The sequence below is a fragment of the Vreelandella sp. 162(4c) genome (assembly GCF_058152265.1).
In genome coordinates this window covers 4146208-4160078 of record NZ_CM176981.1, presented here as the reverse complement: position 1 = coordinate 4160078, position 13871 = coordinate 4146208, and the positions used below count along the sequence as shown (strand labels likewise).

The following is a 13871-nucleotide window of genomic DNA, read 5'->3' as shown; positions in this document are numbered from 1 at the left end:
ATCTACCCACAAAACTCCTCACCTACATAAACGACCGACAAAAAGCCCCGCTCAATGGCGGGGCTAATCGTTTCTCTAAAGGTTCTAGGCTCAACCAGCGCTAGCGACGGAAGGCGTCTGGATAGCTGGTGAGATCAACTCCCCACATGACCGGCAGTAGGAAGTAAACCGCCGCCACAATCAGCAGCATGGCGATGATGTTGATCCAGAAGCCGGTGCGCACCATCTCGATAATTTTCAGTTTGCCAGTGGCGAAGATGATGGCGTTGGGCGGCGTACCAACAGGTAGCATAAAGGCACAGTTGGCAGCCATGGCGGCAGGCACCATCAGCACGAAGGGGTGGATATCCAGCGCCAGCGCCAGCGACGCCAACACCGGCAGAATCATGGTGGCCGTGGCGGTATTCGAGGTGATTTCGGTCAAGAACAGCACCATGCCGGTCGCCAGCAGGATGACCAGCAAGAAGTTGGCGCCTTCCAGCACGCTCATTTGCCCACCGATCCACTCCGCCAGGCCGGAAGAGCCGAAGCCTGCGGCAATTGCCAAACCGCCCCCGAACAACAGCAGAATGCCCCAGGGTACGTCTTTCGCCACGTCCCAACCCAGCAGGCAGCCACCTTTGTTTTTTGAGGGAATCAAAAACAGCAGCAGCGCAGCGACAATCGCGATCATGGTGTCATTGATGCCGGGGATATTGATGATCTGCCCCTGCCACAAGAACGAGCGGGTGATCCACATAAAGGCAGCGAACAAAAACACCACTAGCACCGCTTTCTCTTCGAAGCTGGTGTTACCCAGCGCCGCTTTTTCTTTGTTAATCAGCTCTCGGCCACCTGGTAGGTGACTAAAGTCAATGCGGAAAAACACCCGCGTAAGTAGCAGCCAGGTGATAAAAAGCAGTACACACACAATGGGAAATGCAAACATGAGCCAACCGGCAAAGGAGATCTCGATGCCAAACAGCTGATTTACAATTGCGGCGAGTATGATATTCGGTGGGGTTCCAATGAGCGTGCCCAGCCCCCCAATGGTACCGCCATAACCGATACCAAAAATCAGCGCTTTGCTGAACTTATCGATTTCGACACTGTGGTCGCCGTCACTTTTCGCCAGCTCTTGACTCACCTGATACACGATAGCGGTACCTATCGGCAGCATCATCATGACCGATGCGGTGTTGGAGACCCACATGGACAAAAAGCCCGTCGCGGCCATAAAACCAAACACGATGCTATTAATACTGGTGCCCAACACGGCAATAATCGACAGCGCGATACGCTTGTGAAGATCCCATCGCTCCATTGCCAGCGCGATCATAAAACCGCCCAGAAACAGGAAAATGATCGGATTACCGTAGGCGGCCGTAACGGTATTGCCATCCAAAGCGCCGGTAATCGGTAAAAGCACAATGGGTAGCAACGAGGTCGCGGGAATCGGAATAGCTTCGGTGATCCACCATACGGCCACCCACAGAGTGGTAGCGAGCACCATACGCCCTTCAAAGCTTAAGTCTTCAGGGTGAAAGAACATCACCACAAAAGCGAACAGCAGCGGACCAAGCAACAGGCCAATCTTCTGCGGCGTGGTGTAGGCAGGCGGCTTAGGTTGAGGGGAAGGATTACGCTTGGTATTCGAAGCCGCGGCGTTGGCGGCCCCGCCCGTAGGTAGCGCGCACATCAATAGTTTTTTGGCTTGGTAGTGGGAGTGCCATAGCTGATCCCATACCGTCATCAGGGCAGTTTTATGCATACAATTTGCGCCACTTACGGTCAGAGTGAAAAGAACAAATCGAGGATCAACATTCCGATATATATGCCGCACGATGGGCGACACGGAACCTCCTTTGGCGCCCTTTATTAACTGCAATAGGCAATTAGTCCAGTGATTTGCCATTAATTACAACCAAAGTCTAACAACTTTAGTTTAACTATGCGCAAATACTAACAGTGACATAAGCGCAATGTGCGCTAGCGCACGGACGAAATCTCACATCACGACCATTGTTCTGGTAAGGAAGCATCGTTGGTGCACCGAGGTGCATTCTCACCAGGATGGAATCTGTGAAACAACTTCTCCGTTTTGTGCGTCCGCACCCTACGTTTGCAGCGCCGTGGAACTCGACTAGCCCCGTCAGGGAAGAGCTCTTCAGCGCAGAGCGACTTGAACAGCACGCTAGCAGCTTGGCGCTTAACCAAGCAGTGACCAGCACGCCACCCAAGGTAGTGTCGTTAGCAAGACGGCTCAACGATAACGCGCGCGCTTTGCTGGACGTTTACCGCGCCAGTGCCACAGCGCTGGCAGGTGGGAGAGAAATTGTGCCTGCCGCCGCTTGGCTGCTCGATAATTACCACCTAATTGAAGCGCAAATTCGTGAGATACGCAGCGACCTCCCCCCTGGGTATTACCGCCAGCTACCGAAGTTAGCCAACGGGCCTTTTGCGGGCTACCCGCGTGTATTCGGTATCGCCTGGGCCTTTGTGGCGCATACCGACAGCCATGTCGACCTGGATAATTTGCAGAACTTTATCACCGCTTATCAGCGCGTTCAGTCATTGACCATTGGCGAGCTCTGGGCAGTGGCGATCACGCTACGCATTGTGCTGATCGAGAACCTGCGACGCCTTGCCGACCAAATTATCAGCGAACAAACCGCAAGGGACGAAGCCGATGCATTGGCCGCTAAATGGCTAACGCCCACGGATCGGCAAACCTCCCAGGAACGTCATACCTTTCACTTGGAAACCAGCACGCTCAATATTCATAAAGGGCCATTAGCAGAGCCCTTCACCGCTCAGCTCGCTAAGCGGCTACGCGGCTTAGACCCCCGCTGCAGCCCGCTGGTAGGTTGGCTAAACGAGCAACTTAGCCAGCAGGGTGAAAGCATTGACGACATGGTTCAGCACGCTCAGCAGCGCCAAGGCGCCGCCAACGTAACCGTGCGCAATATCATCACCAGCATGCGCTTCGTTTCCAGCATCGACTGGGCGGAGCTGTTTGAGAACGTTAGTTTAGTGGATAGCCGGTTACGCCAGCAAAGCCACTTCAGCCAGCTCGATTTCCCCACCCGCAATCAGTATCGCAGCGCCATAGAACAACTCGCCCGTGGCTCTCGTTTCAGCGAGTTTGAGGTAGTCGAAGCGGCGCTCTCACTCTCCCAGCAGGCAGGGGACGCCACCAGCGACCCGGCCGAAGCTGCACGCCGGGGAGACCCTGGCTACTTCTTGGTGGGCTCAGGGCGGATAACCCTTGAGCGGCAGATACGATTTACCCCCTCCTCACGCCAATGGCTGCGCCGGACACTCATTCACCACGGCATTCGCAGCTATATCGTACTGATGGCCGTAGTGACGGTGAGCCTGATGACGCTGGCCGGCGGGCTGCTGCTTTCGTTGCCGCTGGCGATGGGTGATGTACCGTTACCCTGGCTTATGCTGCTAGGGGCGTTCGGTTTCCTGCCCATTATGGAAGTCGCGACGCTGATCGTGAACCGCCTGATTATCTACTCTATCGACGCTCAACCGCTGCCTGGGCTCGACCTTGCCAAAGGCATTCCGCCACAGTTAAGAACCCTTGTGGCGGTGCCTACGCTGCTGACCAGCGAAGAAGATCTGCGCGAACAGATTGAGCGTCTTGAAGTGCACCACTTGTCCAGCGGTGAGGGGGCGCTTGGCTATGCGCTGCTGCTTGACGGCGTGGATGCCCCCCAAGCGGAACTCCCCCATGAGGCCGCGCTGTTAACGGCTGCCCAAGCAGCGGTGGAGCAGTTAAATAAGCGTTATTGTCCTCTCGCCCTGGATAGCGATAAACGCTTCTTTCTGCTTCATCGGCGGCGGGTATTTAACGCCAGCGAGAATACCTGGATGGGGTGGGAGCGTAAGCGGGGCAAGCTACACGAGCTAAACCGCCTACTACGTGGCGCCACGGACACCACCTTTATCGAGCCGCCGCCACTGCCCAGTGACGTGCGCTACGTCATCACTCTAGATGCCGACACTCGCCTGCCACGGGGCGCAGCCAGCCGGTTGATCGGTAAAATGGCGCATCCGTTAAACCAGCCACGAATGGATCAACAGCTACGCCGGGTCGTGGAGGGGTATGCAATATTGCAGCCTCGAGTGACGCCGTCGCTGCCCACAGGGGGCGAAGGTTCTATCTACCAGCGGCTATTCTCCGCGCCTGGGGGCATCGACCCTTACGCCGCCGCTATTTCAGATCTCTATCAGGATCTGGTCGGTGAAGGCTCGTTCGCCGGTAAAGGTATTTACGCGATCGATGCCTTTGAAGCCTCGCTGGCTGGCCGGGTGCCCGACAATAGCCTGCTCAGCCACGATTTGTTCGAAGGTGTATTTGCCCGTGCGGGACTCGCCTCCGATATCGAAGTGATTGAAGACTTCCCGGCCCGCTATGATGTAGCCGCCAAGCGCCAGCACCGCTGGACACGCGGTGATTGGCAACTGCTCCCTTGGCTAATCGCCTCGGCGCTGCCGCTCACTGGGCGGATGAAAATGCTCGGCAACCTGCGCCGCTCGGTAACGCCACTATTAGTGTTGGCAAGCCTTGCGGTTAGCTGGCAGTTGCCGCTGAGCATGGCTATTACCAGTACACTGCTACTACTGGCCGTTGTCGGGGCACCGGTGTTGCTCTCCCTAACGGCCTCATTCGTTCCCTTCCGGGCGTGGTCTAGACTACGCCACCACTACCACCTTTGGTTTGACGAGCTAAAGCTGGGTAGCGCACAAATGCTGCTACTGATCCTGTTTTTACCTGACCAAGCATGGCGCATGCTGGATGCCATCGCCAGAACGCTCGCCCGCGTACTGGTCACCCACCGGCGTCTACTGGAGTGGACATCTGCCGCCCAGTCGATGAAAAGCCCGCCGCTGACCGTACTGGGATTCTATCAGCGCATGGCCCCAGGCACCGCACTGGGGCTAGCGGTGGTTATCAGTGCACTCTGGACAGCCAGCCACACATGGCCAATCACACTTCCCATGGCACTGCTTTGGTTGGCGGCACCAGCAGTGGCTTCTTGGTTAAGCAGCAGCACAAGCGCCGTTGTCCAACCCACCATCTCAGAAGAAGAAGCCCTTGAGCTACGGGTTATTGCTCGGCGAACCTGGCGCTTTTTCGAAACCTTCGTGACCGCCACCGATAACCGCTTACCGCCGGATAACTTTCAGGAGGATCCTCAGCCCGCCCTCGCCCAGCGCACCTCGCCGACCAATATGGGGCTCTATCTACTCTCCACCCTGGCGGCACGGGATTTCGGCTGGACAGGTACCCATGAGACGCTTGAGCGACTCGAAGCCACCCTGGGCGTGATGCTGGGACTACCCCGCTACCGGGGGCACTTCTATAACTGGTACGCCACCCACGACCTGCGCCCGCTTAACCCCCGGTATGTGTCAACGGTGGATAGCGGCAACCTTGCAGGGCACCTTATCGCTATCGCCAATGCCTGCGAAACCTGGCAGACGGCAGGCTATCTAGCTGACCCACGCGAAGGCATTGCCGACACCCTAAACCTGGCCCGTCAGACACTTAAACAAGCATCCACTTTGTCGAAAGAGTTCACGGCTCAGCTTAGCGTGCAGTTGGAGGCCATAGACGCTCAGTTGAAAGGCAAAGTGATGTCGACGGGATGCTTGGCAACTATCGCCGCATTGACGGATAGTACGTTAACGCTTTCGCGCACTCCTCTCAGCGAGCATAACGACCCATACAGTGAAGACCTGCTGTTTTGGTTGCAAGCACTGCACGCCTCAGTGGCGCAACACCGCCATGACAGGGAATCCCAGCCAAACCTTGAAGAGGGTGCACTCGCCCTACGCCTGCAGCAGCTTGCGGACTCGGCGCGACGCCTGGCACTGGGCATGGATTTCGCCTTTCTACTCGATAGCGAGCGTCAACTGCTATCGATTGGTTATTCGCTGGATGACAACTGCCTGGATACCAGCTGCTACGACCTGCTGGCCTCTGAGGCGCGCCTGGCTAGCCTGTTTGCAATTGCCAAAGGCGATATTCCCACCCGCCACTGGTTCAAACTCGGCCGTGCTGCCACCCCGGTCACCTTTGGCTCGGCATTGATCTCCTGGTCGGGATCGATGTTTGAATACCTGATGCCCTCGCTGGTGATGCGCGCCCCTGGGGGCAGCCTGCTGGAGCAAACCAACCGGCTAGTGGTAAAGCGTCAAGAGACCTACGCTGCCCAGCTCTCCGCCCCTTGGGGTATTTCCGAATCCGCTTATAATGCCCGTGATCGGGAGTTCACCTATCAATACTCTAATTTTGGGGTGCCGGGGCTGGGGCTCAAGCGAGGGCTCTCTGCTGATCTGGTGATCGCACCCTACGCCACCGGATTAGCCGCCATGGTTGACCCCAACGGCGCCTGTCGTAATTTCAAACGCTTGGCGGAGATGGGTGCAGTAGGCCGCTATGGCTTCTATGAAGCACTCGATTTCACTCGCTCGCGGCTACCCGCAGGTGAGAAAGTGGTGATTGTGCGCAGCTTTATGGCCCACCATCAGGGCATGACCATCGCGGCTATTGCTAACACCCTGCATCACGGCCAGATGCGCGCTCGCTTTCACCGCGAACCGATGATTCAAGCCAGCGAACTGCTGCTTCAAGAGCGGGTTCCGCGTAACGTGGCGATTGCCCACCCCCGCGCTGAAGAGGTGAAGTCAAACGCGAGTCAAATGATTAACGAAGCACAAACTATTCGCCGTGCTTCAACAACAGCCAGTGGCGCACCCGTTACCCATTTACTTTCCAATGGCTGCTACTCGGTGATGCTAACGGCCACCGGCGGTGGTTACAGCAGATGGCGCAACGTAGCCATTAGCCGCTGGCAGCCGGATGCCACCCGCGACCACTTAGGCAGCTTTATTTTTCTGCGCGATGCCAAGCACCCCGGCGTGTGGACAGCCACAGGGCAAACGGCGGCGCACCCGGCCGGCGCTAACGATGAACATAGCCATGCGATATTTGCCGAGGATTATGCTCGCTACAGCCATCGTCATGACGACATCACCAGCCACATGGAGGTGCTGGTTTCAGGCGAGGACGACAGCGAAGTTCGCCACCTTTCGCTCACCAACAGCGGTCGTCACGCCCGGGACATCACGATCACCTCCTATCTAGAATTAGTCTTGACCGCTCCCAGTACCGACAATGCGCACCCCGCTTTCGCCAAAATGTTTGTGGTGACCGAGTACCTTGAAGCCTTCAACGCCTTGATCGCCACAAGGCGGCGGCGCTCACCCGATGAAGAGCAGGTGTGGGCGGCTCACTTTGCGGTGGTAGAGGGCGACACCGTGGGCGAGCTGGAGTTCGAGACTGACCGGGCCCGGTTTTTAGGCCGCGGCCGAAGTACGCTGCATGCCTCAGCGCTGGCAGAGGGCCAGCACCTTTCAATCAGTGTTGGTAGCGTACTGGATCCTATTTTTGCACTGCGCTACTGCCTGCGCGTGGTCCCCGGCAAAGCGGCCCGAATCGCTTACTGGACTGTGGTCGCCTCCTCCCGTGAGGCGCTGATGGATCTAATTGATAAACACCACGACCGCAGCGCCTTTGAGCGCGCCAAAACCCTCGCCTGGACTCAGGCACAGGTTCAGCTTCGCCATTTGGGCATTCAGCCTGAAGAAGCCGCCGACTTTCAGCGTCTTGCCGCGCCAATTCTTTACCCTGATACCCGCTTTAGAGCGCCTGCCGAAGCCATTGAGCGTGGTGCCGGGCCGCAGTCGCGACTCTGGCAACACGGCATTTCCGGTGACCTGCCGATAATTTTAATGCGCATTGATAGCATTGATGACATTGGCCAGGTACGCCAACTGCTCCGTGCCCACGAATATTGGCGCATGAAGCGGCTGGGCGTGGATGTGGTGATTATCAATGAGCGCTCCTCCTCCTATATTCAGGATCTGCAGCAGGCCATTGAAACAGCGGTGCTTAGCAGCCAAACACAACCTCGTCTTAAAAAAGATTTCGCTCAGGGCGCCGTGATTGCATTGCGTGCCGACCTAATAAGTCTGGAAGTACGTATGCAGCTTCAGTCGATCGCCTGCGTTGCATTAATGGCCCATCGCGGCAGCATAGCGAATCAATTAGCCTTGACGCTGCCCACACGCCTTGCCACAACACCGCCCCAAGCGTTGGTCAAACGTCCCCTACCCAGGCACACCCCGCTCAATGCCAGCGAAACGCCACTCCCAACGCTTGAGTTTTTTAATGGCCTGGGCGGCTTTGCTCAGGATGGTCGTGAGTACGTGACGGTACTTGAGGCAGGGAGCTCCACGCCCGCGCCGTGGATCAACGTGATCGCCAACGCAGGCTTCGGCTTTCAGGTATCAGCAGAAGGCGCAGGCTATGTATGGGCGGATAACAGCCGCGAAAACCAGCTCACAGCCTGGTCAAACGACCCCGTGATGGATCCAAGTGGCGATGTGATCTATGTTCGCGATGAAGAGACGATGGCGCTCTTCACCGCGACTGCCCGACCTTTGCGGGATCATGGCCGCTACATGGCACGACACGGCTTCGGCTATAGCCAGTTCGAGCACCAAGCGGATGGGATCGCCCTGGAGCTTCTGCACTTCGTGCCCCTAGAAGCCCCGCTAAGGATTTCACGGCTACGCCTTAGCAATCACTCCGAGCGACCACGCAAGCTCTCGGTGACGGCTTATGCCGAGTGGGTGCTAGGGACTTCACGTAGCGGCTCGGCGCCTTTTCTGATCTCGCACCCAGACGCCGATAGCGGCGCGCTGCTGGTGGAGAATCCCTGGAATATAAATTTCCCTGGCCGGGTAGCGTTTCTGGATATCGGCACCCAACCAACTTCCTGGACGGCTGACCGCTGTGAATTTATCGGCCACGGCGGTAGCCTGGGGGCGCCCGCGGGGCTGCGCAGCCAGGCTCCGCTTTCCGGCACCCACGGTGCGGGGTTGGATCCCTGTGCCGCGCTTAACCGCAGCGTAACGCTAGGGGCAGGTGAAAGCGTCGATATCGTTGTACTGATGGGGCAAAGCAGCTCAACCGCTGAAGCCAAATCGCTGATCGCGCGGTATCGCCAGGCGGACATTGACGCGGAGCTCGCACTGGTCACTGCGCACTGGCAAACGCAGCTTAACGCGGTACAAGTGGCCACCCCTGACCGCGCCATGGACATCATGCTTAACGGCTGGCTAATGTACCAAACCATTGCCTGCCGAATCACCGCGCGCTCAGGGTTTTACCAAGCCAGCGGCGCCTATGGTTTCCGCGACCAGTTACAGGATGGCATGGCGTTAACCTTCACCAGCCCCGAAACCACTCGTCAACACCTGCTCCGCGCCGCCTCACGCCAGTTTGTCGAAGGCGATGTCCAGCACTGGTGGCTGCCCCATTCCGGCCAAGGGGTACGTACGCGTATTTCCGATGACCGGGTATGGCTGGCCTATGCCTGCGCCCGCTATATCGCCACCTCCCACGACGCCGCCGTGCTCGACGAGCCGGTGAGTTTTCTGGAAGGTGCCGAATTAGCGCCTGAAGAGCACGACTGTTTTTTTCAGCCGATGATCGCAGGGGAAACCGCCTCGCTGTTTGAGCACTGCGCCAGAGGCTTGGATCAGAGCATATCGCTTTCCGGCGAGCACGGCTTGCCGCTGATCGGTGGCGGCGATTGGAACGATGGCATGAACCGCGTTGGCGAAGCGGGCGAAGGCGAAAGCGTGTGGCTTGGCTGGCTGCTGGTGCATACCCTGGAGCTGTTTCTACCCTTTGCCCAGCAGCGCGAAAAGCAAGCGCCTTCAGCGACCTCGGACTTAACCACAACGGACTCAGCCACAGTGGACACTCCACGCGCCGAGCGTTGGCGTGCCCATATCACTGCGTTGCGTATTGCGCTTGAAAGCAACGCCTGGGACGGGCAGTGGTATCGACGGGCAACTTTCGATGACGGCAGTTGGCTGGGTAGCAAAGAGAGCGACGCCTGCCAAATTGATTCGATTGCCCAGACGTGGGCGGTACTCTCGGGGGCAGCAGCCCCCCACCGCGCAGCCCTCGCCATGGCGTCACTGGAACGTGAGCTGATCAGGCACGATGAGCAACTTGCGCTACTGTTCTGGCCCCCCTTCGATCACCCCCAGCGTGACCCTGGCTATATTGGCGGCTACCCACCGGGTATGCGCGAAAATGGGGGGCAATATAGCCATGCCGCAATGTGGGCGATTCTCGCTTTTGCCAAGCTCGGCGAGGGCAGCAAAGCGCATGGGCTTTTTGCGCTACTCAACCCGATCAATCATGCCCGCACCACCGAAGAGGTCACTCGTTATCACGTAGAACCCTATGTGGTGGCCGCGGATGTCTATTCGGTTGCGCCTCATACCGGACGCGGCGGCTGGACATGGTACACAGGCTCAGCGGGCTGGATGTACCGCGCCGGAGTGGAGGGCATTATGGGCATTCGCCGAGAAGGTGGCTGGCTGGTGATTGCCCCCTGCCTTCCCCACGACTGGCCAGGTTTTAGCGCAACGCTAACCATTGCCTCCACCCACTACGCGGTTAAGGTTACCACCACCGATGAGGCACCCAGCGCGCAGCTTGATGGCCGAATACTGACCCGTCAACAAGGTGAAGTACGCATTCCGCTGGATGGCAAACAGCATCAGTTAGAGGTATTTATCAAGCCAAACACAGTCGCTGAAAAGTAACGGAGGCAGGTCGTAGCTGATAGAATACCGCCCCTTTCAGGCGCGTTAGCGGCTAAACGCCGATACGCCACCCACCTTTTACTACCTGAGAGTTGCGCAATGATCGCCACCGCCCGCACCGTTTTCCGGCCACTTATTCGGCTGGGCCTTATCCCGCAGATTTTAATCGGTATCGTTGCCGGGGTAGTGCTCGCCCTGTTTTCACCGGGCATTGCAAGCGACGTGGCCCTACTTGGCCAGCTCTTTATCGCCGCATTGCAGGCAGTGGCGCCCATTTTGGTGTTTGTACTGGTAGCCGCTGCGATCTCTGCTCATCAAAAAGGTCAACCCACCCATATTCGCCCCGTGCTGGTGCTCTATGTGGTGGGCACGCTGATCGCCGCGCTCATTGCAGTGGCAGCCAGCTTCCTGTTTCCCACGGAGCTTACGTTAGATTTGGGGCAAGTTGACGGCAACCCGCCTGGGGATATTTTTAGCGTTCTACGCGACCTGCTGTTGAATGCGGTAGCCAACCCGGTTAGTGCACTAATGGAGGCTAACTTTATCGCTATTTTGGCCTGGGCTATCGGCCTTGGTTTGACCCTGCGCCAAGCTAGCGACACCACCCGCCAAGCATTGAGCGATTTATCCGCTGCGATCACCCGCATTGTGACACTGGTGATTCGTTTAGCGCCGCTGGGTATCTTTGGTTTGGTGGCAGGCACGCTGGCAGAATCCGGCGTTGAGTCGCTGCTCAACTATGCCCAACTGCTGGGTGTCATTGTGGGCTGCATGCTGTTTGTCGCGCTGGTTAGCAACCCGCTGCTGGTTTACTTCACCACCCGGCAAAACCCTTATCCCCTGGTGTTTACGTGCCTGCGCGGCAGTGCAATTACCGCCTTTTTCACCCGCAGTTCGGCCGCGAATATCCCCGTCAACCTGGAACTTTGCCGCCGCCTGAAGCTCGACCCTGACACCTACTCCATTTCCATTCCGTTGGGTGCAACGATCAATATGTGTGGCGCAGCCATCACCATTACCGTCATCACTCTGGCGACCACTCATACGTTGGGCATTAGCGTCGACTTCCCCACGGCATTGCTACTTTGCGTGGTTTCAGCACTGGCGGCCTGCGGCGTTTCAGGCGTGGCGGGCGGCTCACTGATGCTGATTCCCATGGCCGCCAACCTGTTCGGTATTCCCACGGAAGTGGCCATGCAGGCGGTGGCGATTGGCTTTGTGATCAGCGTGGTACAGGACTCCACCGAAACTGCGCTCAACTCCTCTACCGATGTGCTGTTTACTGCAGCGGCCTGCCGCTCCAAGGAAGCGAACAACTAGCACTGCCCGGGGCATAGTGCCCCATTAGGCATACTCCCAGCGCGCCGCCGCTAGAGGGTGCCACTTCCGAATAAGGCTATTGTTGCCGAGCGAGGCCATTGACAGACGAACGTTCCTTATATAGAACGTTCTATATAAAGAACAGCGGACAGCCTTATGGATAAGCTCTCACTCAACACGTTGGGCCAGCACCTTCAAGCACTTCGCCTGGAGCGGGGCTGGTCACTGTCGCAGTTAGCCAATGAGGCGGGGATTGCCAAATCCAACCTGTGTCGCCTTGAACAAGGCAACGGCAATCCGACCCTAGATACCATTTGGCGGCTGGCGGTGCAGCTCAATGTGCCTTTCGGCACTCTGGTAGCGCCAATCAGCGTGCCGCTGGGTGAAGATGGCGTACAGGTGCGTTTAATCGATCAAGGCAAGGATTCCCCTCAGGTGGACGCCTACTGGATGCGCTGCGCACCGCATACATTGCGTCATGCTGAAGCCCATACACCCGGCACCCGTGAATCACTCACGCTGATCAGCGGCTGGCTGGAAGCGGGGCCCGAAGGGGCAACCACGGTACTGACACCGGGAGAGGCCATCACCTTCGCCGCCGATCAACCGCACCTTTACCGTACCCACGAAGCGGAGGCCACGTTGATGATGACCATCACCTATGGTTTGGAAGGCCAAACATCATGAGCCAAGCTGCCAGCCACTCTCCTGTTCGTAGCGCGCTGCAGGGCGTGCGAGAAGCCATCCCACTATTGGGCGGCTACATTCCCGTGGCGCTGTCATTTGGCTTAGTCGCCACCCAGGCCGGCTTTAGCACGCTGGAGGCCACGGCTATTTCAGCGCTGATTTACGCCGGTGCTTCGCAATTTCTATTTGTCGGTATGATCGCCACCGGCGCCCCGCTGTGGCTGGTGGTAGCGATGACGCTGCTGATTAACGTGCGCCATGTGGTGTACGGCCCTAACCTGGCGGCGTTACTGCCGCGCAGCCGCCACTGGCCCTGGTTAATGCACGGCCTCACCGACCAGGTGTTTGCACTGGCCCTAACCCGGCTGCCCCAACTGCCTGAGGTAAAGCGTTTTAGCTGGTTTTTGGGCGCATCACTGCTGGCCTGGGGCGCCTGGATAATTGGCACCGCGGTGGGCGCTACCGCCGGTGAGGCCTTCACCGCCCGCTGGCCGCTGCTGGGTGAGATTATGCCCTTCGCGCTGCCCGCGCTGTTTTTGACCATGGTGGCGCCGCGCTTTACCGACAAGCGTTGGGCAGTCGCCATGGGCTGCACCATTTTAGCGGCGCTGTGTTTGACCCTGGTCGGCTGGAGCAACGTGGCGATTCCCTTAGCCGCCGCCTGCGGCGCGCTGTGCTTCTACTCCACGCAGTTCTATACGCAAAGATTCGCCACCAACAGGAGGCGTGAATCATGAGCACTGCACTTTGGATAGCGGTCGCGGTTTCTGCCATTGGCACGTTGCTGATGCGGGTAGTGCCTTTTTTATGGATGCAGCGCCGCCTCAACAGCGAAAGTGGCCTTAATAACATGCCCCAGTGGCTGGGTATTCTTGGCCCACTGATGATTGCCGCCGTGCTGGGGGTATCCATTGTACCGGTTAACCCAAGCGCTGTTTCCTGGATCGCCACCGCCATCGGGCTTTCTGTCACGCTGCTGGTCTGGTCGCGGGTACGCTCACTTGGCTGGCCGGTCGCGGCCGGCGTCGCGGTATTTGGGATAGTTGAGGTCGCGGCCTTCATTTGGTAATGCTTTGCATTAGCTTTTACGTCATGCCATCATCCCGGCTCTTAAGTCCGAGCCAATCGTAAAGTGACATTAATGTTAAAAGCACACACCCATCGCAAGAAGGTTT

6 protein-coding genes are annotated in these 13871 nt (G+C 57.9%); 5 read left to right on the top strand and 1 reads right to left on the bottom strand.

What is annotated here, in order from left to right; translation table 11 throughout:
* Nucleotides 1-100: 100 nt before the first annotated feature.
* Nucleotides 101-1750 (bottom strand): DASS family sodium-coupled anion symporter, encoded by a 1650-nt coding sequence (locus AC4EYZ_RS19105; protein ID WP_474193081.1) that lies wholly within the window; start codon nt 1748-1750, stop codon nt 101-103.
* A 302-nt stretch (nt 1751-2052) separates the two neighbouring features.
* Between AC4EYZ_RS19105 and AC4EYZ_RS19100 the strand changes: the two genes are divergently transcribed.
* The 5 genes from AC4EYZ_RS19100 to AC4EYZ_RS19080 all read left to right on the top strand — a co-directional run bounded on the left by AC4EYZ_RS19100 (nt 2053) and on the right by AC4EYZ_RS19080 (nt 13765).
* Nucleotides 2053-10689 carry a glycoside hydrolase family 94 protein gene (locus tag AC4EYZ_RS19100; protein WP_490203962.1) on the top strand — a complete coding sequence of 2879 codons (8637 nt, stop codon included), beginning with the start codon at nt 2053-2055 and terminating at the stop codon, nt 10687-10689.
* 99 nt (nt 10690-10788) lie between these two features.
* Complete coding sequence (gene sstT / locus AC4EYZ_RS19095) at nt 10789-12009, top strand: serine/threonine transporter SstT (protein WP_474191372.1); 1221 nt, start codon at nt 10789-10791, stop codon at nt 12007-12009.
* 156 nt (nt 12010-12165) lie between these two features.
* On the top strand, nt 12166-12696 hold the full coding sequence (locus AC4EYZ_RS19090) for a helix-turn-helix domain-containing protein (RefSeq protein WP_022522427.1): 531 nt from the start codon (nt 12166-12168) through the stop codon (nt 12694-12696).
* A complete protein-coding gene (locus AC4EYZ_RS19085; protein ID WP_138801462.1) occupies nt 12693-13433 on the top strand; it encodes an AzlC family ABC transporter permease in 741 nt (246 codons plus the stop codon). Before AC4EYZ_RS19090 ends, AC4EYZ_RS19085 begins: the two co-directional genes overlap by 4 nt.
* Nucleotides 13430-13765 carry an AzlD domain-containing protein gene (locus AC4EYZ_RS19080; RefSeq protein WP_027958561.1) on the top strand — a complete coding sequence of 112 codons (336 nt, stop codon included), beginning with the start codon at nt 13430-13432 and terminating at the stop codon, nt 13763-13765. The genes AC4EYZ_RS19085 and AC4EYZ_RS19080 overlap by 4 nt, the downstream gene beginning before the upstream one ends.
* The last annotated feature ends 106 nt before the right edge of the window (nt 13766-13871 follow it).

Excerpts from the sequence above, each read along its gene's own strand:
- AC4EYZ_RS19105 (WP_474193081.1), bottom strand. The coding sequence starts at position 1,750 with ATGCATAAAACTGCCCTGATGACGGTATGGGATCAGCTATGGCACTCC.
- AC4EYZ_RS19100 (WP_490203962.1), top strand. The coding sequence starts at position 2,053 with ATGGAATCTGTGAAACAACTTCTCCGTTTTGTGCGTCCGCACCCTACG.
- sstT (WP_474191372.1), top strand. The coding sequence starts at position 10,789 with ATGATCGCCACCGCCCGCACCGTTTTCCGGCCACTTATTCGGCTGGGC.
- AC4EYZ_RS19090 (WP_022522427.1), top strand. The coding sequence starts at position 12,166 with ATGGATAAGCTCTCACTCAACACGTTGGGCCAGCACCTTCAAGCACTT.
- AC4EYZ_RS19085 (WP_138801462.1), top strand. The coding sequence starts at position 12,693 with ATGAGCCAAGCTGCCAGCCACTCTCCTGTTCGTAGCGCGCTGCAGGGC.
- AC4EYZ_RS19080 (WP_027958561.1), top strand. The coding sequence starts at position 13,430 with ATGAGCACTGCACTTTGGATAGCGGTCGCGGTTTCTGCCATTGGCACG.